The organism is Spiractinospora alimapuensis (genome assembly GCF_018437505.1).
In the GTDB taxonomy this organism is placed as follows: domain Bacteria; phylum Actinomycetota; class Actinomycetes; order Streptosporangiales; family Streptosporangiaceae; genus Spiractinospora; species Spiractinospora alimapuensis.
The window spans coordinates 2,708,279-2,734,977 of sequence record NZ_CP072467.1; the positions used below are offsets into that span (position 1 = coordinate 2,708,279).

The window sequence follows — 26,699 nt, forward strand, 5'->3', positions numbered from 1 at the left end:
CAATCAAAAAGCGCGCGGGAGAGGCCCCGCGCGCCGGTGTGACGTTATGCGTGGGATTTGACGAGGTCGAGGAGGGCGTTCCACTCGGTATGCCCGAAGGAGAGGTGCCCAGCTTCGCGGTTCATCGTGTCCCGCACATCGATACCACCATCCCGCATCCTGACCTCAACACACTGACCACCGGTATCTGAGTAACTCGACTTGCGCCATTCACTCATTGGCTAGTCCTTCCAAGATGCTCTGGGACTGGCTAGGGGGAAGCGCCACAGCGTACGCCCGCTTCACCAACTCAGAAAGCCGATCGAAGTTGGATTCCTGATCATGAATGAAATTACCGGATAGATGGTCACTCGACGCCGCCTCCCCACCGTCCTTGAGTCTCACCATCACGAGCGGCGACGTGATACCGATCAGGAGCGATCCGTTGGGAACAAGATGAACCTGCAGCTTCCCCGTGCCAAGCAGCGAAACCAGATGCTTTGCCTGCGCCCGCCGCACCGCCTCAGGGAAGTAGGTCAGTGCTGTCTCGGGGAACACCGCAGATATCCACGGATCATTGCTCCTGCGTAGTGACTCGTACCGAGCACATCGCACAGCCGCGAGACGATCGACCTCAGAAGCTGGGCAGAGGGGCTGCCCCTCACGGAACACGAGCTGAGCATAAGTCAAGTCCTGCAGGAGGCCCGGGACAAGCACCGGCGAGAGATAGTCAATCGCGGTGGCTTCCTCAACCAGCCTCCCCGCATCTCGCATCCACGGCGGTAACGAGGAGCCCGATGTCCAGGACGTCCATGAACGGGTGAGTTTTCCGTTGGCCTTGAGGACGTTATCTAGCTGCTCCACATAATCCCGCTTTGGGCTAGCTTGCCCGGTTTCCCACCGGCACAACGCTGAGGCGGATGCCCCAATCCGGGATGCGAGCTGACGCTGAGTCAGCCCATTTAGCTCGCGCAACGTCTGGGCCATTTCAGGGAATGGCTGTTGCTCCATGTTCCGATGCTACGGCTCCGAATTCCGGGACGCACCTGGGTGTTGATAACTCGCACCGAGATGTTGAGGAAACCCGCCGAACGCTGTGGATCAATCCGACCCGCCACCAAGCTGGGGCCACTAGCCAACAGACCCCCGCGACGAGTTCAACGTCCGGGGGCGTGGCCCAACTGGAGGGATCCCAGATGGACATGTCTGACCCTAACGTTCGCGTGAGCCGTTGGTTTCGTCGTTGTGGCCCCGCACGCGTCCGCCGCTACGTCATGGAGTCTGTGGCGTGGGCGTGCTGTCGGTCCTGCGGAGTGGCGTTGACGCACCCCTCGACGGTGTCGTCGGTGCTCGCGACCGGACCTATGCGTGTTGTGGGTGGTGGTGTGTGATGCGGCCGATCACTCCGACAACCCCGCGGAAGGTCCTGGACGGTGTCGCGGAGACCGTGGCGTTGGCCCGGGCGTGGGTGCGGGAACAATGCGCACTCCACGACGTGAACCAGGACACGGTCGACCGTGCGGTCCTGATCGCTTCCGAGTTCGCCACCAACGCGATCAAGCACTCCCGCAGCGGGAAGCCCGGCGGAACCTACACCGTCCACACCGAATTCCAGGACTCGACCCTCTACCTCAGCGTCACCGACGCAGGCGCCCCCTACCCGCCCTACAAGCGACCACGCGAAAGCAAGGACGGACTCCCCGAAAACGGCCAAGGCCTCCGGCTCGTCGAAGCGCACAGCGACTGGTGGCGCGCACTCAAATTCACCAACCACCACACCATCACCGCCAAACTCACCACCTAACCCCCACAAACCCCGGCCCGGGGACACACCCTCCCGTCCCCGGGGCCGGACACCCCACCAGGCCAGGAACCCACCACCACGAACAACCAAAGCCGCCAAAAGAAACCGAGCCGCGCGCAGCGCGACCGTGCTAGATATCCGAACCACGGGGTCGACCTCGCCAACGGGTCGGACTCGACAGCGCGCCCCTTCTTGGAGTCCGGACGCGCTCCTCCGTTCCGGTGAGTCCGCGCGCAGCGCGACCTTTGACGTGTGACCTTCTACGCTGGGCGGATGCTGCGGCGTCTGCGTTCCTCCATCTGGTTGCGGTACGCGCTTGCGCTGGTCGCGGTCGGGTGCGCGGGGTGGGCGATCTGGGCCCGCTGGGATGAGGTTTCAGACGCCCTGCACACGTTCCCGCTGTGGGTGCTCCCCGTTTCCCTCTTCGCGGCGATGTTGGGGTTGGCGGCGCAGTGTCTGGCCTGGCGGGCGCTCCTGGCCGGGCTGGGGTATCCGTTGCCGCTGTCGGCGGCGGGGCACGTCTTCTTCGTCGCCCAGTTGGGGAAGTACGTCCCCGGCTCGGTGTGGGCGTTCGCCGCGCAGGTGGAGCTGGCGCGGGACTATCACGTGCCGCGCGGCCGGGGCACCGCCGCGACGCTCCTCGCGGTGGTCGTCACCCTGGTGGTGAACCTGGCCGTCGCCGCGGTCACCCTTCCCTTCGTGTCGGTGGAGGCGGCGCGGCAGTGGTGGTGGGCGCTCGCCGCCGCCCCGGTGCTGCTGGTCCTGTTGCATCCGCGGATCCTCAACCGGTGGAACCGCTGGACACCCCTCGCACCCCGTGGGATGGGCCTCGCCGTGGGGCTCTCGCTCCTGGCCTGGATCCCCCTCGGCGCGCACATCGCGGTGCTGGCGATCGGCGCCGGAGTGGATCCCGCGCGGGCGTTGCCGATCGCGGCCGGGTCCTACGCTCTGGCGTGGACCCTGGGCGTGGCGCTCGTCGTGGTCCCCGCGGGGATCGGGGTGCGGGAGGCCGTGATCGTCCTCGGACTGTCCCCGGTCCTGGATCCGGGCGCGGCCCTGGTCGTGGCCGCGCTCTCCCGGCTGGTGACGGCCGTCGCCGACGTCGCCTGGGCCGGGATCGCCGCGGCGGCCCGCCGCGTCCACCCACACAGCACCCAGCACTGACCACGGAGGCTACGTGCGCATCGCCATCGTCGGCCCGACCCACCCCTACAAGGGGGGCATCGCCCGGCACACCACGGAGCTCGCCCACCGGTTGGAGGCGGCCGGCCACCAGGTGGTGGTGATGTCGTGGCGAGCCCAGTACCCGGAAGCCCTCTACCCCGGCCGCCAGACTCTGGACGACCCCGAGGCGGACCCCTTCCCCAACACCCGCTACGACCTCGCCTGGTTCCGGCCGGACACCTGGTCCACCGTCGGTGCGCGGCTGGGGCGCGGTGCCGACCTTGTCGTCCTGACGGTGGCGAGCCCGGTCCAGATACCCGCCGCCCTCGCCATCCGTTCCGGCGTGGGTCGACGCGCGCGCGTCGTGGCCCTGTGCCACAACGTGCTCCCGCACGAACGCCGGCCCGGTGACCGGGCGCTGGTCCGGCTGCTGCTGCGGCGGGTGGACACCGTCTTGACCCACTCCGCCCAGGAGGCCGACCGGGCGCGGGGGCTGGTGGGTTCCGCGCCGGCGCGGGTCGTCCACGCGCCGCTTCCCCCGCACTTGCCGGACACCGCGCCCGTCGCCGACGACGGCACGGTGCACCGCCGGCTGCTGTTCCTGGGGATCGTGCGTCCCTACAAGGGGGTGGACGTGTTGCTGCGCGCACTCGCCGCCGGCCCCCCGGACGTCGGGCTCACGGTCGCCGGGGAGTACTGGGGCCGGACCGGGGACGACCTCCGCCGGTTGGTCCGGATCCTCGGTCTCACCGAACGCGTGGACCTGCGGGACGGCTACGTTCCCTCCCCGGAGCTCCCCCGCCTGTTCGCCGCCAGCGACGCGCTGGTGCTTCCCTACCGGTCGGTCACCGCGACCCAGAACGTGTGGCTGGCCTTCTCCCACCACCGCCCGGTGCTCGTGAGCGCCACCGGCCCCCTGGGAGAGCTGGTCCGGGACGGGGTGGACGGCCTCCTCACTCCTCCCGGCGACGCGGGCGCCCTCACCGAGACGCTGCGCCGCTTCTACGCCCCGGGGATGGCGCTGCGCCTGCGCGCCGGCGTGCCGGTGGTCACGGCGGAGACCCGGTGGGAGGAGTACCTGGAGGCGGTGACCGGGTCCGGGTCAGCGTGAGGAGTCGCGGGAGCGGACGATCAGGTCGGCGAGCAGGGCGAAGCTGGCGATCAGCAGTCCGGTGAGGAGCAGCATGAGGGTGTTGTTGCGGACGTAGAACGGGATGCTGAACACGTCGTATCCGCCCTTGGCGAGGCCCACGCCCAGTAGGACCAGGGCGGGCGGCATCAGCACCTTCAGCGGGTTGAAGTACATGACCATCCGCAGCACCTGCAGGATGTAGCGGTATGCGTCGCTGACGAAGTGGAACTTCGACGCGCCGGACCGCTGGGCGTAGTCGATGGGCACGTACTGGATCTGGTGCTGGTTGAACAGGAAGGCGAGCGTCAGTGTGCTGACGCAGGAGAACCCGGGGGGAAGCAGCGGGAGGTAGGGCAGCGCGACCGAACGCCGGAAGGCGCGTAACCCGGAGTTCAGGTCGGGGATTGTGGAGTTGGTGAGGAACTCGGCGAGCTTGCGGACGCCCCACTTCACCGGGATCCGTAGGACGCGCGCGCTGCCCGACTCACGACGTCGAGCGCCGATCACCTGGTCCACCGAGGGGTCGTCGTCCAGGACGGCGACCAGTTCGGGGATCCGGTCGTTGGGGTAGGTCAGGTCGGCGTCGGTCCAGACCACGATCTCGCCACGTGCCTGTCGGGTCGCGATGCGCCGCGCCGTGCCCACTCCCCCGTTGTGGCTGAAGGTGATCACCTCGGTGTGCGGGTGCTCGGCGGCCGCCTCGCGGGCCCGTGCCGCCGTGTCGTCGGTGGAGGCGTCGTCGACCACCAGCACTTCGAAGGAGTACCCGGCCGTGTCGAGGGCGGCGTTGACGCGGGAGATCTCCGCCGCGATGCTGTCCTCCTCGTTGTGGCAGGGAAGCACGACGGACACGTGCGGGACGGGAGAGGTTTCGCTCATGAATCGGCTTCTGGATCGGTTGCGATGTACAAAGTCGAGGTGAAGCGCCATGGCCCGTCCGGCGGATGGGTCAGGGTGCTCGGGTCCTGCTCGGTGTTCAGGGTGAAGGCGACATCGGGCCACGACTCCCCGACGAGGTAAGGCAGCATGTCCTCCAGCTCGCCGCTGATCAGCACGGGCACCCGGTCTCGGTCGCGGATCCCGGTGGTGGCCGCGACGAACAGCGCGCGGTCGGGCTCGTCCATCAGCGCCGTGGGTACCCCACACATGCCCCGGATGAGCTGGCCGAAGTTGTTCATGGTGGACGCGTCGGGGATCAGCACGGACGCGTCCTGGGGTAAGGCGTCGCACAGGTGGTCGACCTGTTCCACGGTGCCCGCGTCGCCGCGATAGGTGAACATCACCTGGGACGTGGCCACGGTGGGGAGGAGGAGTCCCGCCGCGCTCACGCCGACCATTACCCCGCGCCGGAGGGAGCGTTCGCGAAGCCGACGGCTCAGCCACGCGACCGCCCACACCGCGAGCAGGACGACGGCGGGGAGCACGACGACCACGAGCCGGCGGCTCGCCCAGGGATGGTCGGGGGTGATGGCGGGCCGCAGCAGGACCAGTGCCGTGCCCCACAGCAGAACCATCAGGGGAAGGATCCACTCCGGGGCCGCCTCGGGGTGGTGGGCAGGCAGGAGGACCCGCCGGGCGAGCACTCCCGCGCCGAGGACGGCGAAGATCACCGTCGCGACACCGAGGTACCACCCGACCCACTCCAGGCTCGCCTCCTCGTAGGTGCGGGACGGGTCGATGGGGACCCCCTCCTGCTCCTGCACCCACGCGACGTAGTTGTCGGTCACCTCGGATCCGTGCCCGCGTTGGGTGACGAACAGCGGGCGTGCGGCGAGCCCCAGCGCGACCGCGCAGACCAGGGCGGGCGCCAACGTGGGCAACCAGTCGGGGCGTGGGGGCGGTCCGAATCGGCGTAGGGCGAGCGCTCCGATGAGGGTCAGAAACACCACAATGGCGCTGACGACCAACTGCGGGACGTAGGAGTCGGCGAGGTAGTCGATGTAGGGGCGGGAGAGGACGTAGGCGGCGGCGAATCCGGCACCGGCGCCGAGGATGAGGCCGGTGAGGAGGGGGAACGCCGGGCGTTGGCCCACGGCGAGCGCGATCCCTGCGAAGACGAGCACGGGGAGGAGGTCGCGCAGGGCGTCCACCCGCACCACCATGGCGAGTCCCAGGGCGAGCCCGGCGAGCGCCGCGAGGCCCGCCACGCCGCTCGGGAGGCGTGGTGTCCGCCGTGTTGCCGCGTCCACCGGGGGGAGGTCGCGATAGCGCCGCCACGCGTCGTGGGCGAGCAGCAGGCCGCCGAGCATCAGCAACTGGGCGACGGGTTCGGAGTAGGTGGCGCGGGTGACCCACTGTTGTGGCAGGCACACCGCGAGGAGGAGCGCCCCCAGGGGCGCCCAGGCGGGGCCGACGAGGCGGGCGGTCAGGCCGGCGAAGGTGAGGACGGACAGGCCGCCGACGATGGGGGGAACGAGCAGCATTCCCGGCAGGCCGCCGAGCCAGAACCCCGGCGCGTAGACGAGCGGCGCCCCAGCGAGGAACTGGGGCCAGATCTCCTCGCCCACCTGGTAGAAGGCGAGGCTGGCGTAACTGAGCCCGGGCAGGTCGCCGGCGAGCAGTTCCCTGCCCTGGGGGATGGGCAGTGATCCGTGCTGCGCGATCCACGCGGTGTACTGCGCGTAGGAGCCGGCGTCCCGACGTACCACCAGCTCCTCGGCGCGCATGACCGACTGGACGACGGTACTGGCCAACGCGATGCCGCCCACGGCCGCGATCGACCAACGGGGCGCCGGCCGCCGCAGGGTTGGAACCGCGCCACAGACGAACCACACGACGATTCCGATGACCGGAATTCCGAGCAGCGCTGCCAGAAGTGGGTGAAAATTACCGACCAAGAGTAACCCGAAGGCTACGATGAGCCACGCCATGAGCGCAGCGACGGGCACGGCGGTCGAGCACGCCAGGACCCGTCGAGCCTGGAACCGCATGGAAGCCACCCTGCCAGCGCTGGCCCGAATCCGCGACGCCCGTGGCTTGGGGCCCCGTGTCCACCTCTGTAAACAGATGGTCACAAGATCATATAGTCTGAGTCGACTCATGACCCACGTCTGGAGGAAAGGGCCTTGGCCTCTCTGGCTTCCAACCAGGGGTGGACAGCATCAGGTAGCGTTTCGGACAGCCTTGCGCCACACTCATCGATGAGGTTGCTCCCGGCTGTCCTCCACACGCCCCGGGAGACCGTCGTCATTGGTGAACGCCCCGACAGAGTCCTCCCCCCGAGGGCCGCGACCCGATAGGCACCATGTCCAGACGAAGCGCTCCCGCTCGCCGGAGCCGCCGAACCCGACAACGGCTGTCCGCCCTCAGTTGGATCTCGGTGGTTCTGACCGGCGTGTTGGTCGCCGGCAGCCTAAGTGCGTACGCGGCCTTCTACGACATCTACGGCCAGCTCGACCAGGAAGCGATCGACACCGACGCCTTCGGTGACCGGCCGAGCCAGGTCGAGGGCGCGGTGAACGTCATGATCATCGGGTCTGACGTGCGCACCGGCGAGAACGCCGACTACGGCGATGCCGAGGGTGAGCGCCCGGACACGCTGATCATCGCACACATCTCGCCCAGTCACGACGGGGCGACGTTGGTGAACATCCCCCGCGACTCGATCGTGGACCTCCCCCAGTGCGAGGCGACCGACGACCGGCCCGGCCTGCCGCCGAGCCGGGACATGATCGGCGTGGCGCTGACCCTGGGCGGTCCGGCGTGTCTGTGGAACGCGGTGGAACAGCTCACCGGCATCCACATCGACCACTACGTCCACATGGACTTCTCCGGCTTCAAGGACATGGTCGACGCCCTGGGTGGGGTGGAGATGTGTATCCCGGAGCCCATCGACGACGACAAGGCCCACCTCCAGCTCGACGCCGGCCTCCAGACGCTCAACGGCGAGGAGTCCTTAGGCTTCGTCCGTGCCCGCTACGCCCTGGGGGACGGCAGCGACCTGAGTCGCATCGAGCGACAACAGGAGTTCATGGGCGCGATGGCCCAGAAGGCCACGAGCAGCGAGATCATCACCAGCCCCACGAGCATCCACAGCTTCCTGGGCGCGGTCGCGCAGTCCATCACCACCGACGACCAGCTCAACGTGGACACCATGGCCGACATCGCGATCAGCATGCGCGAGGTGGACATGGACAACATCGAGTTCGTCACCGTGCCCAGTGGCCCGGCCCCGGAGGACGAGAACCGGATCGCGTGGCACGAGCCAGACGCCACTGAGCTCTTCCAGGCCATCGCCCAGGACACCGAGATCACCGACGTGACCGAGGACGAGGAGGAGCCGGAGCCCGCTGAGGAGGATGCCGAGCCCGCGCCCGACGTCGCGCCGGAGGAGGTCCAGGTGCAGGTCCTGAACGCGACCGCGACCCAGGGGCTCGCCGCCGAGGTCGCCGACGAGCTCACCATGGCCGGCTTCGTCGTCACCGGCACCGGCAACCCCGAGGGCGAGGTCCCGACCGAGAGCACGGTGCTCTACGGTCCGGGCCAGGAGGGCCACGCCGAGGCCGTCGCCGCCGAGGTGGGCGGCATCTCCGTGGAGGAGTCCCCCTACCTGGACTCCAGCGTGCAGCTCGTCCTCGCAGGCGACTGGACGGGTATGAGCGGTGGTGGGACCGCCGACGAGTCCGGTGGCGGTTCGGCCCCCGACGCGGGGACGACGACGGCCGCCGACGTCGACGACTCGGCCTGCTCCTGACCCCTTCCGCCCCGGCGGAGCCCGTTCTCGCCCGGGACGCGGACTCCGCCGGACGGCGTCGTCGTGCCATGGGTCGCGGTTCTCCCGAGCGTTCCACGCCCGAGCGGCGGGACCGCGCCCGTCCGCGTGTCAACTCCGCCCACGGAACACGAGTCGGATTTACGCCTTCGACACGACGCGGCAAACGCCGGCGTTGGGCTCTTCACCAGGCATAATTCCTGGTAATCCGCGTGTGGCACTACTGTCCGCATCAGGCCATCAAAAGTGATCTCGGCCGCCGCTGGCTAGTCTCAGTGCGACAGGGCAAGGGACAAGGACAGGGACACAGCCACCCGTCTCCGTGACTACCCGTCTTTCCGCAGGGAGGGACCCTCGCATGGACGCCCCTACATCCTCCAACCACTCACCACCGGATCTCGTCGTCGTTGGGCTCGGCTACGTCGGACTTCCGTTGGCGCGGCAGGCGACGCACGCCGGGTTACGAGTCGCCGGGTTCGACGTCAACCGGAGCGTCGTCACCGACCTCGGCAAGGGCCGCTCGCACGTGGACGACGTCAACGACGACGCGCTGGACGCGATGCTCGCGGCCGGATTCCTGCCCACCGACGAACCGGAGATCCTGCGCCACGCGCGCACCATCGTGATCTGCGTACCCACACCGCTGTCCGGTGAGGGCGGGCCAGACCTCACCGCGGTCACCAGCGCCGTCTCCAGCATCGCCGCACACCTGACGCCGGGGACCCTGGTCGTCCTGGAGTCGACCACCTATCCCGGCACCACCGAGGAGGTGGTTCGGCCGCTGTTGGAAAGATCCGGCCTGGCGGCGGGCGAGGACTTCCACCTCGCCTACTCGCCAGAACGCGTGGACCCGGGCAACACGACCTACGACGTGGGCAACACGCCCAAGGTCGTCGGTGGGGTCACCCCGGGGTGTGCCGAGGCGGCGGCGGCGTTCTACGGCCGTTTCGTCCAACAGGTGGTGCGGGCCCGTGGCACGCGCGAGGCGGAGATGGCCAAGCTGCTGGAGAACACCTACCGGCACGTCAACATCGCGCTGGTGAACGAGATGGCGGTGTTCTGCCGCGAACTCGACGTGGATCTGTGGGACTCGATCGCCTGTGCTGCGACCAAGCCCTTCGGCTTCCAGGCCTTCTATCCGGGCCCCGGGGTGGGCGGCCACTGCATCCCGATCGACCCCAACTACCTGTCCTACAAGGTGCGAACCCTGGGATATCCGTTCCGGTTCGTTGAACTCGCCCAGGAGATCAACGCCCGGATGCCCGCCTACGTCACCATGCGGGCCCAGGACCTGCTGAACACGCGGGGTCTCGCCCTGTCCCGGTCCCGCGTGCTTCTGCTCGGGGTCACCTACAAGCCCGACATCGCCGACCAGCGGGAGTCGCCGGCGCAGCAGGTCGCGTCCCGGCTGCGCGCCCACGGAGCGCGACTGCGCTACCACGACCCACACGTCGACCACTGGGCGGTCAACGGCGAGCCGGTCGACCGGGCCGAGCGCCTTGAGGAGGGCCTCGCCGACACCGACCTCGCCATCCTGCTCACCGACCACGGCGTCTACACCCGGGACCTGCTGGAGAAGTACGCCGACCTACTCCTGGACACCCGCGGCGTGCTACGCCGGCCAACCGCCGGCGACGAGGGGAACCGGGCCTCAGCGGTACCGGCGCACGCCGGCCTCGACGTCCTCTAGGTCACCCGGCGGTCCCGGATTCACCCCGGGACCGCCCGCCGATCCCGCACCAACCACCGCGTGCCCAGATTCCAGCCGACCTCACCGCAACCCGAACAGACTCCCGCCAACCGGCCGCGCGGGCATGGACCAGAGAAGCCAGCCACGCGCACCGCGTCCGTCGCGGGTGATCGACGACCAGTCTCGTCAGTCGACGGTCGCGCTTACTCTGACCGCTCTACGGCAGGGTCGCGCCCAAGCACCCTCTCCTACGGCCGACACCCCACCCCGCGCGGAATCGCCGCCAGCGGGCCACGCGGACATGGACCGGATAAGCGCATAGCACGGAGTCGCTGTTGGGATTGCGGTGGGCGTTGGGTGAGGCAGTCGCCTGCGGCGCTCCGTGGTGAATCCGACCGGCCGAATGTCGGGTCGGGGCGCCGAACGGGACCCGGTCCACCGACGTCGAGGCCTCGGGCGTGCGGCCCTCGAAGCTTCCCGCAGCCGTCACCGCTTGCGGCGCAGGTTCCCCGTCTTCCGCCGGACCCCCTCGTCAGACGTCTTCCTCGCGGTGCCAGGCGTGCTTCTCTTCGCTTCCTCGTGGGGCGAGGAGGGAGGAGACCGCGGGCAGCCAGTTCTTGGCGATCTTGTGTTCGCCTCGGTTGTTGGGGTGGACGCCGTCGTGGGTGTCTTCGAGCGGATCGAAGTTCGACCACTGGTCGACGACCACGATTGGGGACTGTTCAGTGCTGAGAGAGTCGGCCCAGGCGGGGATGGCGATGTTGAGAGCGGCGACGCCCTCCACACAGGTCGCGCAGTCGCCTCGGTTGATCGGGATGATCTGGGCGACGACCAGCATGACGTCAGGGTTGGCCATCCGCAGTTGGTGCACGACCGTGGAGTAGGCGTCGAGGATCTCGTCGGTCTCCAGGCCACCGAGGATGTCGTTGGTGCCGTAGTGCATCAACACGAGGTCGGGGTTCGTGGCCCCGACCCAGTCCAGCACCATGCCGGCGGCGGCGACGCGCGTCACCCGGATACCGCTGTGCCCCTCGTGCGGCCCGTCGGGGGCGACCTCACAGCCCTGCGGCGACTGGGAACCGACAAATCGGACCGAGCCGTGTCCGGCGTTCCGGAGGTCCTGGGAGAGGATCGCCCGCCAGCACCCAGGTGAGCCGGTGATCGAGTCGCCCAGGGCCATCACCCGCATCGCGTCCGCGACCGCCGGAGTGGAGGCGCTGTCCTGGGGCACGGAGCGGGAGGGGACGTCGTCCACGGCCGGCGCGTGCGCCGCCCCCTCGGGCAGCACGGCCAACAGCGCGGCCACGGTGGCCGCGGTGGCTAGCGCCCGACCGCCCCTCACCCAATCCACACGTCCCCCAGTCCGTCACGCCTCACGGCCCTCATCGCTGCCCCAGAAACCCCGACGTCCCCGCTAGATGATCGGCGGGCGGCCCAGCTTCGTCATGCGCCACGCGGTCGACCACCGGATGGGGCGACGTCGCCCCGGGTCCTGCCGCCACCCCTCGCGGAACCCCGCGAACCACGGGCGCAGCCGAGACGGCGAGCGTTCGCGCAGCACCGTCATGGCGACCCAGACCCCCAGGTAACCGAACGCCAACGGCCACGGCAGGTTACGACGCGCCAGCCACACCCGGTTGCGGGCGTTGAGCCGGAAGAAGTCCGCGTGCCGGGTGGGCTTCGTCGCGGGATGGTACATGACCGCGTCGGCGTCGTAGCGGATGCGGTACCCGGCGTCGAGGATCCGCCACGCGAGGTCGGTCTCCTCATGGGCGTAGAAGAAGGTGTCGGGGAGGCCGTCGCCCTCGTCGAAGGCGACGCGCCGAACGGCCGAGGCCCCACCCAGGAACGTCGTCACCTCGCTGGACCGACGCGGATCGCCCGCGCGCAGCCGGGGAACGTGCCGGCGTTGGTCCGGTCCGCCCTCCGGGTCCGCGATCCGGAACGACAGGGCGCCCAGCCGGCTGTCGGCCACGAACTGTTCATGGACGTGCCGCAGAACCGTTCGCTCGCCGTACCAGCCGTCGTCATCCAGGAAGACGATGATGTCCCCGCTGGCCGCCTCGACACCCCGGTTGCGGCCGGCGGGAATCCCGACGTTCTCCGGCAGCTCCACCCGGACGACGTCGTCCTCGAGTCCACTGAGGGGAACGCCGTTGCTGACCACCACGATCTCCGCCGGACCCCCGTCCGGTGGCTTCTGGTCCCGCACGCTCTGGATGGCCCGCCCGAGCTCCTCGGGCCGGTTCCCCATCGTGAGCAGCAGGACGGTGATCCGCAGGTTCCGCGGTGTCATCAGTGCAGCCTCCGCGACGCCATGATGCTCACGAGGTGCAGGACGGTCTGCAGCGCGGCCACCGCCACACAGGCCACCGTCAGGATCCTGGTGGCCGTGAGGTCACCCAGGATCATGTCGATGACCGCCGCCGCGAGGGCGAGCAGGGAGAGCTCGACCGCGCCGATGATCCGGTGGAACCCGACCGACGACGCGATCCGGCGCGCGGTGCCCAGGAGGGAGGAGCGCGGCTGTGCGGCGGACTCCGGCATCTCCTGGCCGAGCCCGGCCTTGACCCGGGCGACGACCACGTTGTCGGTCTCCGCCTTGATCAGTGCCGCGCCCAGGGCCGCGGCCATGCCGGCGACGACCCAGCCGCCGGCCTCCCACTCGCCCTGGGCCCGGATCCCGAGCCCGATCAGCAGCGCGATCTCGGCGAGATAGTGCCCGATGCGGTCGAGGAACACGCCGGCGACGCTGGTGCGCCCCGTGTAGCGGGCGACCTCACCGTCGCAGCAGTCGAGTAGGAGGTACACCTGGATGAGCAGCGCGGTCAGGATGGCGCTCCACAGCCCGCCGAAGGCGAGCGCGGCGCCACCGAGCACGCCCGCGGCGATCATCAGGTAGGTGATCGGGTTGGGTGGCACACGCAGGCGCACGAACCCCGTACTGACGTACGGGGACAGGTCCCGCATGTACAACCGCCCCGCCCAGTGCTCCTCGTTGCGCCGTGACTTCAGGCCAGGGGGTTGGCCGGCGGCGCGCACATCAGCGACTGACGGCTTCGACATAGGCAGCCACGCTCCGTCTGATCTCCTCGGGCGGGAGGTCCAGGTGCTCCAGGACCGTGTACCGGCCCGGACGGGTGGAGGGGGCGTGTTCCACCGCGTCGACGAACTGGTCGGTGGTCAGGCCCACGTCGCTGGGGACGAGAGGCAACTCGTGGCGGAGGAGACACTCACGGATCTCCTCCATCCGGCCGCCGCCCTCGTCCAGGTAGCGCTGCCGAAGGAAGAACGCGTAGAGCGCACCCATCCCAGCCAGTTCGCCGTGATTGCTGGTTCCCGGGAACTTGTGGGTGACCGCGTGCAGTATCTCATGGCATGCCCCGCTGGCGGGCCGGCTGGATCCGGCGACCGACATCGCCATCCCCGACAACACCAGCGACTCGGCGAGCACCGTGAGGAACTCGTCGGACTCCACCGAGTCCGGGCGGTTCAGCACGGCCTCCGCCGCGACACGGGCGAAGGTCACCGCGATGCCGTCCACCCGTTCGTCGACGTGCGTGCCGGCCAGCTCCCAGTCGGCGATCGCGCTGAGGTTACTGACGACGTCGCCGACTCCGGATCGGACGAGTTTCTGGGGTCCGGACCGGACGTAGTCCACGTCCACCACCACACCGATGGGCATGGTCACCCCGTAGGAGCCCTTTCCGCTCTCGTGCTCCAGGGAGCTCACCGGCGACGCGATGCCGTCGTGGGACAGGTTGGTCGCCACGGCCACCATGGGGATCCCCGCGAGGGTCGCGGCGAACTTGGTGACGTCGATGGTCTTGCCGCCGCCGATGCCGGTGACGGCCTCGAAGGACCCGGCTCGCAGTTCGCGGCCGAGGTCGTTGGCCGCGTCGACGCTTCCGTCGTTGACGTGGAAGATCGTGCAGTTGGGGAGATCCAGGTCGGAGGCGATCTGTCCACCCTGCCCCGGCCCGACCGCGACGGCGATCCGGCCTTCGGTGGCGATGCGCCGGTCCGCGAGCAGCGAACCCAGCTCGGTGATCGCCCCGCGCCGCACGTCGATCGCCAGGGGCGAACTGATCATGCGGGCTAGTAGCGGCATGCGATCTCCCGCGCGCGCGCCAGGTCGTCGTGGTTGTCAACCTCGACCCAGTCGACGTCGCCGATGGAGACCGTGGCGACCTTACCGCCGCGGTTGACGAGCTCCTGGTAGCCGTCCTCGTAGTAGAGCTGGGGGTCGCGACGCCAGGTCGCCTCCAGCGCGTCCGCCAGGTCGTCGGCGATCGCGCCGTCGATCAGGGTCGCGCCGATGTACTCACCGGCCGCCGTGGCGGGGTCCATGAGCTTGGTGATGGTGCGGACGTAGCCGGACTCGTCCACCACCACCTTCATCTCCTCTTCGGCGAGGTCCTTGGCCGTGTCCAGGGCGAGCCGGATCGGGGCGTGGTCGGCGTCCAGCAGCGTCCGCTCGACTCCGACGGGGTGCACCGTGTCGCCGTTGACGAGCAGGGCGCCGTCGCGCAGGCACTCCCGCGCGGTCCACAGGGAGTAGGCGTTGTTCCACTCCTCGGCCTTGTCGTTGTAGACGAGCCGGATCGACACCCCGTGGCGACGCTCCATGGCCTCCTTGCGTTCCTCCACCGCGTCCGCGCGGTAGCCAACCACCACCGCGACGTCGGTCAGCCCCACGACGGCGAAGTTGTGGAGCGCGATGTCCAGGATGGTCGTCTCACCGTCGACCGGGACCAATGCCTTGGGCAATGTGTCGGTGTATGGCCGCAAGCGCCGGCCCGCTCCCGCAGCGAGAACCAGTCCAAGCATCGGGTCAACTCCTCGTCGGTGTTGAATGAGGGGGCGGCGTGTCCACACCGCCGATGTTCTATGCCTCCGTGGCGTTGGTCGAGGGGACGCGCACCGCGGAGGAGGACAGCAGCCATCGAGCCGCGGTCCATCCGTGGAGTGTCCACAGGTAGCACGTGAGCAGCACCCAGACGAGCGGCAACCATCCCAGCATCCCGCCCAGGGCGAGCAGCAGCATGCGGCCGTCCCATCCCAGCGCCGCCAAACCGATCCACGGCGCAGGGCACTCCCGGGAACGCAACCCGTCCACCACCCCACTGTGCAGAGTGACCAACGCACCCAACAACAGCAGCACAAGCGGACCGGGGACCGCGAACCCGTAACCCAGAGCAACCACGTAGAGGTACTCCGTACCACGCAGGATAGGCGCTACCAGCCAGTCCCAGCGCCCGTCGTGCCGGTGCCCCACGCCCACACCCGCCACGAGCAGGGCGACGACCGGCGCCAGCAGCGTCGTTCCGGACAGGTGGCCGAAGCCGGCGACGGCGAGGGAGACCGTGACGAGCGCCCCTACGACGGTGGGGAGCAGTGGTGGAAGTCCACCGCCGGCGAGCCGCCCCAGGGACTGGCTCAGGTAGCCGTCGTCCCGGGTGATCCGGGGGTCGACGTCGGGCTCCTCAATCCGCTGGATCATCGGCCGTCCCCTCGGTTGGTTCGGGATCCGCGAACTCCACGACGGTCGCGAGGACCGCCAACACTCCCAGTGCGATGAACGTCACGATGGCGTTGCCGAAGATGGTCGTGAGGGCGATGAGGGCGAACCGGTCCCGTTGGCCGACCGCGCGCAGTCGGGACCCTCGGCGGACGCCCGCGGACACGACACTACGAACGGGGCGGGTGACGGAACCGCACCAGCGGGCCAGTCGTGACCGGCGTGGGCGCGGGCCCACGGGCCCGCGCAGCAGCTCCGTGGTCAGGGTCGCGTCCCGCCTCCCAGGGTCCCGCGGCCGGCTGGGATCCAACCGCACCACCACGGGGTCGACGCTCGGGTCGACCATCCGGCGTGGGCGGGTGGGGCGGGTCAGTCGGGTCGGGCTGGGCGGAGCGGCCAGGCCCTCCGTCTCGATGGTCGTGGTCGCGGGCTCCTCTCGTCCCTGGACCCACCGGGCGCCACGGACCGACTCCCGCACGCCGTGCAGCCCGTAGGTGACGGCGGCCAGCAACCACACGTGGTCGAACCCGGCCGCCACTCCACCCAGTCCCACACCGATCAGGACCGGCAGCTCCCGGACGTGGCCCAGGAGCCCCGTCATCCACGGGTCGAGCACCTCGCTCCGGTCGCGCACCATGTCCAGCGTGGCGTCGGTGAGGAGCACGACGAAGAGCGCCAGCGAACCGATGATCGCCCCGAGGAGGTCACCACCGGAGAACCAGACACCGGCCAGCCCAGCGAAGATCACGCCGCAGGCGGCGAGGCGCACGACGCCCGGCGCTTCGTACCACGGAACGAGTCGACGGGCCCGCGCCATGAGACGGACGAGCGGACGCATTGGGTCGAGACTGATCACACCGGCGACGACGAACCTCCCGAAATCCCAGGTCATCCCCAAGAATAGGGACAAAAACCCGGATGGGTAGTCGATTGATCACCGCGTGTCGCGAATGTCGGTGTATCGGTCCGGTGGGACGGACCAAGTAGTCAGTGCGAATCCCCTGGAGCGCCGGAGTGGGCCGCGCGCGACACCGACGCCGCGCGCGGCCGAAAGCGCCCACCCCCACACTCACGGTGTCGGAGCGCGGGGGTGGGCGCGACGGTCAGGCTCCTGCCGGTCCGCCCTGCTGGGTGCCGGGGCGGGGGATGTTCCACGGGCGGTCCTCACCGAACACCGACTTCGAGGTGTCGACGGCCGGTGTCTCCCGCTGCGCGTGGTCCTGCTCGTGGGCACCCGCCACCGGCGCGTCCGGGGCGTCGGCCGGCGCGGTGTCCAGCGACACCGCGTCCGACGGAGCGGGGTCGCGCGGCGCGTCCGCCTCAGGAGCGGCCTCGGCCGGCGCGGCCTCCTGGGCTCCCTCCTCCGGCGGCTTCTTCTTCTTTTTCTTCTTCGCCTTCTTCGCGTCCATCTCCGCCTGGGTGTCGGCGTTGTAGGCGGCGAGAGCGGCATCCAGGTCGGCGTCCAGCGCCAACGTGCCGCCCTTGATGTAGAGGCCGCGGTTACAGAACCGCTTCAGGTCGTTCTCGTTGTGCGACACCAGCACCATCGTGCGGTTGTTGCTCAACATCTGGTTGATGGCCTCGTAGCACTTCTTCTTGAAGGCCTTGTCGCCCACCGCGAGCACCTCGTCCACCAACATGATGGGGTGCTCCAGTTGGGAGATGAGGGAGAAGCCGAGCCGCACCTTCATACCGCTGGAGTAGTGGCGCACCGGAGTGTCGATGAACCGCTCCTCCAGCTCCGCGAACTCGATGATGCTCTGGAAGCGTTCGTCGAGCTGCTTCTCGGTCATGCCGTGCAGCGAACCGACGAGGTACACGTTCTCCCGCCCGGTCAACTGGTCGTTGAACCCGGCGCGCAGCTCCAACAGCGGTGCGACCTTGCCGCGCACCGTGACGGCGCCCTCGTCGGGGATGAGGACGCCCGCGATCAACTTCAGCAGGGTCGACTTACCGGTGCCGTTCTTGCCGACGATGCCGACACAGTCCCCGCGCGCCACGTCGAAAGAGACGTCGCGCAGCGGCCAGAAGTCGTTGCCCTGGGCGTTGGGGTCACGCTTGGAACCGTGGATGAACATCTCGCGGAGACTACGCTTTCGGCGTCGATTCACCGCGAACTTGACGCCGAGCCCCTTCGCTTCGATCGCCGGGGTCTCGGCGGCCTGTTGCGCCATGTCACAACTCCTTCAGGACGCTCATCTCCAAGCGGCGGAATGTCCAGTATCCGATGATCAGCATCAGCAGCGCCCCTCCGAAGGCGGAGGAGAGCGCCAGGGTAGTGGGTAGCAGTTCCGGGAAGTCGGAGAACCACACCGCGCGGTGCATCTCGAAGATGCCCAACAGTGGGTTCAACTGATAGACCACCGTCGCCCATTCCGGGACGTTCAGATGATCGCCCCCGAGGACCAAACTCGCTGGGTACAGGATCGCCGAACCGTAGAACAGGACCCTGCTCAGGATACGGACCATACGCTCCACGTCACGGATCAGGACGTTGACCGGGGCGAAGAAGAGCGTCATGCCCAGGGTGAACACGTACTGGGTGACGATCGCGGCCGGCAGCCACAACAGCCATCCCTGCAGCTTCCAGTCACCACCCAGGAGCAACGCGAAGCCCACGAGCACCGGGAGGGTGAGCAGGTACTCGACGAACTTCGCGGTGACCGTGGCGATCGGGAAGATCTCGCGCGGGACCTTCATGGTCGTGATCAGCTTGGCGTGCTGGATCATCGCCTTGGGCGCCTCGCTCAGGGAGGCACCGAACGACTGCCACGCCAGGATCCCGGCCACCAGGAACAGCAGGAATCCGCCGGAGTCGCTGGCCTCCTCCGGCATGCCACGGTCCGCGTTCAGCACCATGCCGAACACGAAGAAGTACACGGCGGCCATCGCCATGGGCTCCAACATCGACCAGGCGTAGCCGAGTACGGAGCTCTGGTACTTGACCTTGAGGTCGCGCCGCACCAGGAGACCGATGACCCGGCGGTTCTGCCAGATCGACACCAGCCGGGACGGCATCCCCACCTCCTGGACGGTCGTGTTCAACTGGTCGCGTGCCACCGGCTTCAATCCCATCCATCGCAAGGAGCCCGAACCAGAACCACGGCCGGGCGGACGACGACTGCGCAGGTCTGTGGTGCGGGGGCGGGAAATCCGCGATCACACCGCGATACGACCAGCAGCGGCGCGCCCGATACCCGGATTCCAACCCCGCGCCGCACGCCGGGGGACCTCTCCGTTCGGGCGTCCTAAGCGTACCCGGATACGGGGGGCCTCCCGACACCCCTGTTCCGTCGCGACGTCGAGAACGCGACCGAACAGAGACCAGAGCGTGGCATAACCCCGGGGCCGATACTACGCTCGGCGGGGGTACAGGACGGGAATTCGGCCCACCGAGCCCATGCACATTTCGTGAACACCCACCTCATGGAGATCGCGATGCTCTTCGACGTCCCCGAGGTCATCGGCCACCGCGGCGCGGGCCGCGGCAACGGCAGCACCGGTGACGTACGAGAGAACACCCCGGAGTCGTTCCAGACCGCCGTACGCCAGGGCGCCGACTGGATCGAGCTCGACGTGCATCGCAGCGCGGAGGGGACCCTGTTCCTGCACCACGACGGCGCGCTCCCCGACGGCCGGGCCATCGTGCGCCTCGCCGACGACGACTGCCGCGCCGCCGGACTGTTCACCCTGGACGAGGGGCTGGAGGCCATCCCGGCGGACTTCCCTCTCAACATCGAGGTCAAGTCGGTGATGGAGGACGCCTCCGACAGCCCCGAGCGGCGGACGGTCGCCCTGGCCCTCCCCTACCTGGCCCGCGAGGCGCGGCGCCGACGCCTGTTCCCCTCTTCGTTCGACCCCGGGGTCGTACTCGCCGTCCGGACCGCGCTGCCACACCTGACCGTGGGGTGGATGGCCTGGGTCCGTGGACCGCTCGACCTCGTGGTTCCCGGCGCCGCCGGCCTGGGCTGCTCGGCCGTGGGCGTCGACTACCGATCGCTCGGACTACCGGACGGGCCGGTCCCCGCGCACCGCGGCATCTCCGATGTGCTGGAGATCGCACACGACGCCGGGATGCAGGCCTACGCCTGGAACCCCGACCCCGCGAGCGCCGCGGCCCTCGTCCGCGCCGGCTTCGACGCCGTCTGCGTGGACGACGTCCCGGGGACGCTCGACGAGCTGAGGGCCACCCCGGACGCCACCTGAGTCGCGGTAGGCCCTACCCGGCCGCCCCGGAAGTCCGCCAGGGACCACGTGTCCCTCTCGGCATCACGCCCACCGTCAACTCCTCAGCGCGCGGGCTACCGGCCACTCTTCTGGTTGCGGGCCGGCGCTCGGGGTGTCACTGCCGTTCGGGACGATTCGCCCTAATGTGGGCTCCGGCACCACGAGCCGGCGCCACGGAAGGGACAGCCATGGCCCCCCAACCCCCGTCTCCGGAGGAGATCCGGACCGCGCTCCGCGTGCTGCGCTACGCGCGGGACAGCCCCGACGCCCCCGAGATGGCGGCCGTCCACACCGCGTGCGCCCACACACACCGCGCGGCCAAGAAGCAGCGCACGGAACAGCGGCGTGCCGCCCAGCGGGACGCCGACGACCAGATCCGTGCCGCCGCCGAACGTCACCGGTCACAGAATCCGACCGCCGAACCCGGGACTCCCCCGATCACCACCGTGGTGGGAACCCTGTCGTCGCCACAGCCGTGCTACGTGTGCCGCCAGCGGTACCGGGACGTGGCGTCGGACTACCACCGACTGTGTCCGGGCTGCGCCTCGGTGAACCGGGACCGCCGCTACGCACGGTGTGACCTGCGGGGACGACACGCCCTGGTGACCGGGGGACGCGTGAAAATCGGATTCCACACCGCGCTGAAGCTGTTGCGCGACGGGGCGCGGGTGACCGTGACCACGCGCTTTCCGCGTGACGCGGCGCGCCGGTACGCGGCGGTGTCCGACAGCGAGACGTCGCTCCCCCGGCTCCGGGTCGTCGAGGCCGACTTCCTGAACCTACGCGCCGTCGCCGCGCTCCTCGACGACGTACGCGAGCACCAGCCGCACCTCGACATCCTGGTCAACAACGCGGCCCAGACGATCCGGCGGCCCACCGCCTACCACCGGGAGGTGCTGGCGGCGGAGCGACTGCCGTTGACCGGATCCGCGGCCACGGTCGAGGTGCACACCGCCCCGGTCGGGGACGGCGCCAACACTCTGGAACTCACCCGTGGTGGAGCACTCGCCGCGCTCCCGCCCACGGCCGCGGATCTCTTCCCCTCCGGTGCGGTCGACGAGAACGGCGAGCCACTCGACCTGCGCTCGACCAACAGTTGGCGGCTCCGGCTGCACCAGGTGAACCCGGCGGAGTGGCTCGAGTGTCACCTCGTGAACGCCTTCGTCCCGTTCCTGCTGACCGGCCAGCTCCGGGAGCTGATGGAGGCGTCACCCGCTCCCGACCGGTACGTCGTGCAGGTGTCGGCGATGGAGGGCCGGTTCGACCGGTGGCACAAGCCGCCGTTCCACCCCCACACCAACATGGCCAAGGCCGGGCTGAACATGCTCACCCGCACCGCCGCGGCCGACTACGCCGAATCCGGCATCTTCATGAACGCCGTGGACACCGGCTGGGTCACCGACGAGAACCCCCACCCCATCCGGCGGCACCTCCGCGCGAACGGATTCCGACCCCCGCTGGACGCGGTGGACGGAGCCGCCCGCGTGTACGACCCGATCGTTCGGGGGGTCAACGGCTCGCCCGTGTTCGGCGAGTTCCTGAAGGACTACCAACCCATCTCGTGGTGACAACGGCGCGTGGTGATCAACGGGGGCGTCAGCCACCGAGGACGACCCCAGCCCTCCGGATGGACCGCGCGGCCACTTCCTCCACCGCGCACCTCGCCCGCCCGAAGCACGATCAGTAGACTCCCGTGCCAACACACCGCACCTCATGCCCAGGAACCACCATCGGCCACCGAAACACCCGAAAACCCTGCGAACCCAGCAACCTCGCCTCTAACCTGAGAGAGGGGGCTCCCGGCTCCCGGCTCCCGGCTCCCGGCTCCCGGCTCCCGGCTCCCGGCTCCCGGCTCCCGGCTCCCGGAGTTAAGCAGTGACCCTCCCCCCGGATCACCAGCACCCCCCGGAAGACGACACGTGGTCGACCTTCCCCGACCAGTGCGTCGTGCTCGTGATCGTGCGAACACTCACCTCGGCCGTCGTCGCTCTGGAGACACTCAAACTCTTCCGGGGTGACAGCGACGTCCAAGTACGGTTCGCCATCGACTCGGGGACCGCGTTCCACGCCGGAGTCGAGGAACTGCTGACCGACGTCGCCCCAGGCCACCACCCGCCGCTCGACGAAGCCGGCTCCCTACGGCCGTGCCTCGTGCTCACCGCGAGCGAGAACGTGGACCTCAGCCCGTTCACCTGCCCCATCGTGTTGGTACAGCACGGCATCGGCTTCAACAAGTACGTGCCGGACTCCCGAACCCAGGAGGTTCGCCTCTCCGGGGTTCCCCGACCCGAGTTCACCGACTGGCCGAACCTAACCACACTGCTCGGGCATCCGGCGCAACGGGAACAACTCGTCGCTGCTGGGCTCCACACGCTCGCCAAGTCGTCGGAGGTGGTCGGCGACCCCGCCCACGACGCGATGCGCGCCAGCGGCCACCTGCGGGACCGGTATCGCGCCGCTCTCGGCCTGGAGGACGGCCAGACACTGGTCGCTGTCAGCTCCACGTGGGGGCCGGAGAGCCTCATCGGCCGACACCGACACCTCCCTGGCGACCTTCTCGCCGAACTCCCCCACGACACGCACCGCGTCGCGCTGGTCCTGCACCCCAACGCCTGGTCGTGGCACAGCCCATGGCACGTCCACAACACCTACGCCGACGCGCTCGAAGCCGGGCTGCTCCTCATCCCGCCCGAGCGTGGGTGGGGGGCGACCCTGCTCGCGGCGGACGTGGTGCTCGGCGACCACGGCTCGGTCACGCTCTACGCGGCCGGGATTCGGCGCCCGGTGTTGCTGGCCAGCGACGGCGGAGCGGACAGCGTGTCCGGCACCCCGGCGGAGGAACTGCGGTCGATCGCTCCACGACTCGCGGTCGACGCCCCACTCGCTCCGCAGATCCAGCGCGCCATCGCCGACCACCACCCTGGCGCCTACGACGCGTGGGCCGCACGTACCTTCGCCCATGTGGATGACGCCCACACCCACCTGCGCGACGTCCTGTACCAACGCCTCGGACGCCGGCCACCCACGGCACCCCCCTGGCGCCCGGCGCTCCCCCAGCCCCAACCCCGTCCGGCGGCGCGGCCCGTCACCGCGTTCGAGATTCACACCCGCCACGTCGACGGATCAGCCGGACCAGCCGCATCGGACAGAACAGTGGAGGTCGTTCGTCACCCCGCCTCCGTTCGCTCCCCACGGGACGTCGCCGGAACCTACCGGCACCTGGCGGTCGCGGAGTCCCACCCCAACACGGCGCTGACCCACCTCGCCTCCGTGGTGTACACCGAGGCACCCACCGTCGCCAGCGCCCGCGCCTGGACGGAGATCGCGCTCGACTCCTTCCCCGGCTGCCTGCTGACGGCCGCCACGGCGGGCGACGAGGGACGCGTGGCGATCCGCGGCGCGGACACGTGGCACGTCCACGGAGTACTCGGCCTCGACACCTCCGTCTGGTCCGCCGCTGTCTACGCTCGCCTCCGGTCCGGCGCCAGCCTCGAGGGCACACACGTGGTGCGGGTGGCCCGATCCACCCACGTGATCACCGTGACCACCCACAGCCCCGACCCCCAGGTGGCGGCACAGTCGCCTCCGACCTGACCGGAGGCGGAGCCCCGGTGCGCCGGTGAGCGAGCGCGGATTCCGGAGCACCAGCCTCACGCCTCGACGAACCGACGGATCACGTCCGCCGTCCGCCGTGGGCTGCGCGGTATGGCAGGTGGCCGGTGTCGAGTTCGTCGCGCCATGACGCTCGCACCGACCGAATCTGGTCGACGTTCGCGAGACCCGGGCAACGGCCGGTGCCGAACGCGCGCTCGAACAGGCGCTCGGCGAGATGCGGATCCTGTCCTTGACGCACCTCGATCGGCACGGGAAGACCACTACCAGAAAGGTCGACCCGATACCCCTCGCGCACACCAACGGCCACTGGTACTTGGTGGCCCACTGCCGCCTCGCCGGAAGTCCGCTGGTTTCGGGTCGACCGAGTCGTCAGCGCGAACGTGACCAGCGAGCGCGCTTCTTTCATTCCGATCGACGCGGTTGGCGCTCCACCGTCCTCGGCGGCGGCGCTCACCGAGGTCTGACCGGGGCTGGTCCCGGCCGGCACCGCCGCCGACCGACGACGTCCGGCCGCGTGTGCGTGTGGAGTTGGGGGCCGGTCCGTGGGTCAGATTGGGGCGAGGTCGGCGCGGAACCATTCCAGTTCGCGGGCGCGGGGGCTGCCGCCCTCGCGGAGGATGAATATCGCCCGGTCGAGGTGCTCGACGGCATCCGCCGTGAGGTCCTCCGCGACGAGGGACCTGGCGAGGCACTCCCGGGCCTGGGCCTCGTAGTAGTCCTGGCCCAGCGACCTGAGCACGACCACCGCGTCGTTGAGGTCCCGCCGTGCCTCCGCGTAGCGCTCCTGCGCGTGGTGGGCCTCACCACGCGCGACGAGTACGCGGGCGTCCATCCGGGCGTCTGGCGGGTCCAGCGCGCGAAAGCCAGCACTGGCCTGGTCCAACTCCACGAAGACGCGTTCGAAGTCCCCCATCGCGTGGGCGACACCGCCCCGGTAGAAGGCGGCCAACGCCGCTCCGCGACGCCCGTTGTGTGGATCTCCGGCGGCGGCCACGTCGTTGTGCAGGGCTTCGGAGCGGTCCAGTGCGTCCAGCGCGTCGCCCCATCGCCGCACAGCGTGCAGGTAGCGGCCGTGGAGTTCGTGGGCGGAGGCGCGCACCAGGAGTGGGAGGTCGAGTGTCGTGTCGTTGACCAGCGCCATGGCGCGTCGCAGCTCCCCGCCCGCCTGCTCGAGCCGGCCGAGGTTGGTCAGGGGTCGGGAGGTGAACGACCGCAGCCGCACCTCCGCGGCGGCGTCGCCCGCGGCGCGCGCGGCGTCGGCTCCCGCCATACCCGTCGCGGCCCAGTCCTCGACGAAGCGGGTGTCCAGGTAGAGGGCGGTCGCGAGTTCGGCCAACCGCCACGCCTGGGTGTGAAATCCCTTCGCCGCCGCACACAGGACCAGGGACCGGATCGTGTGGCGTTCGCGTTCCAGCCACTCCTGGGCCGCGACCCGGTTCCCGGCGAACGGGTCGGTCGCTCCCGCCACGAGGGCGTCCACGTCGGTCACGCGGAGTCGCACTCCTCGGGCTGCCTTCTCGGCGAACCCGAGCCGGCACAGGTAGTGGTCGATCCCGCGAACCAGGACGGCGCCGCGTTCCGTCGCACCATCGGTCTGGTCGGCCAGGGCACGGGCATGGAGGCGCAGGAGGTCGTGGCCGAACCGGAAGGTGTCCGACTGTTCCCGCACGAGCAGACCGGCGTCGCACAGCTCCCCCAACGCGCCGGAGGTGTGATCGGCGTCGATGTCGCCGTCCAACGCCCGCGCCAGTCGGGCGTCGACGCGGGGGCCGGGCCACTCGCCCAGTCGTCGGTAGAGCCGGGCGGCGTGCTCGGGCAACGGTTGGTAGATCCGGTCGAACACTCCACTGATGCCGGCGTCCGTACCGCCCAGTTCGGCGATCCGCCGTCCCTCGTCGGCCCACTCGGCCGCCAACCTCGGTAGGGCGCCCCGGCCGTCCCGGCGAATCCGCGCCGCCACCAGGGTGAGCGCGAGCGGAAGCCCGCCGCAGTACTCCAACAGGGGTTCTGCGGCACGACGGTCGGAGTCGGTGAGCGCGCCGTCGGACAACCCGCTCAGGAGCGCCCAGCTCGCGTCGTCGTCCAGCGCGTCCAGGTGGATCATCCGCGCGCCGCCGATCTCGAGCTCGGCGAGCGAGGGACCGGCACTGCTCGCCACGATCACGCTGCCGGGCCCGGTGGGGGCGAGGGTCGCGAGCTGCGCCGGATAACGCGCTCCCTCCACCAGGATGAGGGTCGCCCTCTCTTTCAACCGGTCGCGGAAGAGGCCCAGTCGCCCCTCCCGGGTCGCCGGCAGGTAGTGGTCGCTGGTGCCCAACGAGCGGAGAATCTGGATCACCGCGTCGTCCCAGTCCTCAGCGCCCGCCGAGGCCGGGTATTCGAGGTAGAGACGCCCGCCGGGGAACGACGGCGCGTAACGGTCCGCCGCCTCGCGCATGAGCGCGCTCTTGCCGATGCCCTGGACACCGTTGAGGACGATCGAGGTAGTACCTCGGGAGCGACCGCACAGGTGCTCGATCGTGGCGAGTTCGGAGACCCGGTTCACGAAGTCCGGCGTCGTCGGCGGCACGAAGCTCGGAGCCTGGCTGGCGGCGTTGTTATTGATGGTGACTGGCCCTTTGAAGTCGCGGCCCTGGATCGACGTCTCCGCGTTTCCGCTGTTGTCGTTCCGGTGATCGTCGTTGGCCATGGGTCCCTCCTGCAGGGGGGTGCGCAGGAATGAGCGGTGGTCTGGAGTCAACGCTACGTGCTGGGCGACACCCGGTGCGAGAGTTTTCCGGGCACGGAGAGCGATCAAATCTCGTCACCACGTAGAAATGAGATAAAACCTTTCACTACGATGTCGGGGTGTCCCGT

The 26,699-nt window shown here is 69.5% G+C and carries 21 protein-coding genes and 2 pseudogenes; 9 read left to right on the plus strand and 14 right to left on the minus strand.

Translation table 11 applies throughout. The features are described 5' to 3' along the window. Positions 1 to 44: 44 nt before the first annotated feature. Positions 45 to 218 carry a DUF397 domain-containing protein gene (locus tag J4H86_RS12370; RefSeq protein ID WP_236543647.1) on the minus strand — a complete coding sequence of 58 codons (174 nt, stop codon included), beginning with the start codon at positions 216 to 218 and terminating at the stop codon, positions 45 to 47. Then, the gene (locus J4H86_RS12375; protein WP_236543648.1) at positions 211 to 990 is read right to left on the minus strand and encodes a helix-turn-helix domain-containing protein; all 780 of its coding nucleotides are present in this window, start codon (positions 988 to 990) and stop codon (positions 211 to 213) included. The genes J4H86_RS12370 and J4H86_RS12375 overlap by 8 nt, the downstream gene beginning before the upstream one ends. A 379-nt stretch (positions 991 to 1,369) precedes the next feature. On the opposite strand from J4H86_RS12375, the gene J4H86_RS12380 reads away from it, so the two are divergent. The 3 genes from J4H86_RS12380 to J4H86_RS12390 all read left to right on the plus strand — a co-directional run bounded on the left by J4H86_RS12380 (position 1,370) and on the right by J4H86_RS12390 (position 4,058). Continuing rightward, entirely contained in the window at positions 1,370 to 1,783 is a 414-nt protein-coding gene (locus J4H86_RS12380) for an ATP-binding protein (protein WP_236543649.1), read from the plus strand. Between the two features lie 252 nt (positions 1,784 to 2,035). After that, entirely contained in the window at positions 2,036 to 2,947 is a 912-nt protein-coding gene (locus J4H86_RS12385) for a lysylphosphatidylglycerol synthase domain-containing protein (protein ID WP_330932525.1), read from the plus strand. 13 nt (positions 2,948 to 2,960) lie between these two features. Continuing rightward, positions 2,961 to 4,058 carry a glycosyltransferase family 4 protein gene (locus tag J4H86_RS12390; protein ID WP_236543650.1) on the plus strand — a complete coding sequence of 366 codons (1,098 nt, stop codon included), beginning with the start codon at positions 2,961 to 2,963 and terminating at the stop codon, positions 4,056 to 4,058. On the opposite strand, the gene J4H86_RS12395 is transcribed toward J4H86_RS12390, so the two are convergent. Both J4H86_RS12395 and J4H86_RS12400 read right to left on the minus strand, forming a co-directional pair. After that, positions 4,050 to 4,958, minus strand: a complete 909-nt coding sequence (locus tag J4H86_RS12395) for a glycosyltransferase family 2 protein (RefSeq protein ID WP_236543651.1) — start codon at positions 4,956 to 4,958, stop codon at positions 4,050 to 4,052. The genes J4H86_RS12390 and J4H86_RS12395 overlap by 9 nt on opposite strands. Beyond that, a complete protein-coding gene (locus tag J4H86_RS12400) occupies positions 4,955 to 7,009 on the minus strand; it encodes a hypothetical protein (protein ID WP_236543652.1) in 2,055 nt (684 codons plus the stop codon). Before J4H86_RS12400 ends, J4H86_RS12395 begins: the two co-directional genes overlap by 4 nt. 314 nt (positions 7,010 to 7,323) lie before the next feature. Between J4H86_RS12400 and J4H86_RS12405 the strand changes: the two genes are divergently transcribed. Both J4H86_RS12405 and J4H86_RS12410 read left to right on the plus strand, forming a co-directional pair. After that, on the plus strand, positions 7,324 to 8,772 hold the full coding sequence (locus tag J4H86_RS12405) for an LCP family protein (RefSeq protein ID WP_236543653.1): 1,449 nt from the start codon (positions 7,324 to 7,326) through the stop codon (positions 8,770 to 8,772). A gap of 376 nt (positions 8,773 to 9,148) precedes the next feature. Beyond that, the gene (locus J4H86_RS12410; RefSeq protein WP_236543654.1) at positions 9,149 to 10,480 is read left to right on the plus strand and encodes a nucleotide sugar dehydrogenase; all 1,332 of its coding nucleotides are present in this window, start codon (positions 9,149 to 9,151) and stop codon (positions 10,478 to 10,480) included. A gap of 532 nt (positions 10,481 to 11,012) precedes the next feature. Here the strand turns inward: J4H86_RS12410 and J4H86_RS12415 are convergent. From J4H86_RS12415 to J4H86_RS12455, 9 genes and pseudogenes are all read right to left on the minus strand, one after another. Further along, positions 11,013 to 11,786, minus strand: a complete 774-nt coding sequence (locus J4H86_RS12415; RefSeq protein ID WP_236543655.1) for an SGNH/GDSL hydrolase family protein — start codon at positions 11,784 to 11,786, stop codon at positions 11,013 to 11,015. Positions 11,787 to 11,894: 108 nt separating this feature from the next. Then, positions 11,895 to 12,776, minus strand: a complete 882-nt coding sequence (locus tag J4H86_RS12420) for a glycosyltransferase family 2 protein (RefSeq protein ID WP_236543656.1) — start codon at positions 12,774 to 12,776, stop codon at positions 11,895 to 11,897. Continuing rightward, on the minus strand, positions 12,776 to 13,546 hold the full coding sequence (locus J4H86_RS12425; protein ID WP_236543657.1) for a CDP-alcohol phosphatidyltransferase family protein: 771 nt from the start codon (positions 13,544 to 13,546) through the stop codon (positions 12,776 to 12,778). The genes J4H86_RS12420 and J4H86_RS12425 overlap by 1 nt, the downstream gene beginning before the upstream one ends. Continuing rightward, positions 13,524 to 14,573: an iron-containing alcohol dehydrogenase family protein gene (locus tag J4H86_RS12430; RefSeq protein WP_236544009.1), complete on the minus strand. Its 1,050-nt coding sequence runs from the start codon at positions 14,571 to 14,573 to the stop codon at positions 13,524 to 13,526. Before J4H86_RS12430 ends, J4H86_RS12425 begins: the two co-directional genes overlap by 23 nt. Before the next feature lie 5 nt (positions 14,574 to 14,578). After that, positions 14,579 to 15,310 carry a phosphocholine cytidylyltransferase family protein gene (locus J4H86_RS12435; RefSeq protein ID WP_236543658.1) on the minus strand — a complete coding sequence of 244 codons (732 nt, stop codon included), beginning with the start codon at positions 15,308 to 15,310 and terminating at the stop codon, positions 14,579 to 14,581. A gap of 58 nt (positions 15,311 to 15,368) precedes the next feature. Next, positions 15,369 to 15,983, minus strand: coding sequence for a DUF5941 domain-containing protein (locus J4H86_RS12440; RefSeq protein ID WP_236543659.1), 615 nt, complete (start codon positions 15,981 to 15,983; stop codon positions 15,369 to 15,371). After that, a complete protein-coding gene (locus J4H86_RS12445; RefSeq protein ID WP_236543660.1) occupies positions 15,967 to 16,893 on the minus strand; it encodes a hypothetical protein in 927 nt (308 codons plus the stop codon). Before J4H86_RS12445 ends, J4H86_RS12440 begins: the two co-directional genes overlap by 17 nt. Positions 16,894 to 17,329: 436 nt before the next feature. After that, positions 17,330 to 18,175, minus strand: a pseudogene (locus J4H86_RS12450) (ABC transporter ATP-binding protein); the annotation flags it as partial. A 1-nt stretch (position 18,176) separates the two neighbouring features. Further along, positions 18,177 to 19,019: an ABC transporter permease gene (locus tag J4H86_RS12455; RefSeq protein ID WP_236544010.1), complete on the minus strand. Its 843-nt coding sequence runs from the start codon at positions 19,017 to 19,019 to the stop codon at positions 18,177 to 18,179. Between the two features lie 393 nt (positions 19,020 to 19,412). On the opposite strand from J4H86_RS12455, the gene J4H86_RS12460 reads away from it, so the two are divergent. From J4H86_RS12460 to J4H86_RS27635, 4 genes and pseudogenes are all read left to right on the plus strand, one after another. Further along, positions 19,413 to 20,207 (plus strand): glycerophosphodiester phosphodiesterase, encoded by a 795-nt coding sequence (locus J4H86_RS12460; protein WP_330932526.1) that lies wholly within the window; start codon positions 19,413 to 19,415, stop codon positions 20,205 to 20,207. Positions 20,208 to 20,416: 209 nt separating this feature from the next. Beyond that, on the plus strand, positions 20,417 to 21,796 hold the full coding sequence (locus tag J4H86_RS12465; RefSeq protein WP_236543661.1) for an SDR family NAD(P)-dependent oxidoreductase: 1,380 nt from the start codon (positions 20,417 to 20,419) through the stop codon (positions 21,794 to 21,796). Between the two features lie 307 nt (positions 21,797 to 22,103). Continuing rightward, the gene (locus J4H86_RS12470) at positions 22,104 to 23,822 is read left to right on the plus strand and encodes a hypothetical protein (protein WP_236543662.1); all 1,719 of its coding nucleotides are present in this window, start codon (positions 22,104 to 22,106) and stop codon (positions 23,820 to 23,822) included. Positions 23,823 to 24,057: 235 nt separating this feature from the next. Beyond that, a pseudogene (locus tag J4H86_RS27635) lies at positions 24,058 to 24,126 on the plus strand (hypothetical protein); the annotation flags it as partial. A 264-nt stretch (positions 24,127 to 24,390) separates the two neighbouring features. On the opposite strand, the gene J4H86_RS12480 reads toward J4H86_RS27635, so the two are convergent. Further along, positions 24,391 to 26,532, minus strand: a complete 2,142-nt coding sequence (locus J4H86_RS12480; protein ID WP_236543664.1) for an ATP-binding protein — start codon at positions 26,530 to 26,532, stop codon at positions 24,391 to 24,393. Positions 26,533 to 26,699: the final 167 nt, after the last annotated feature.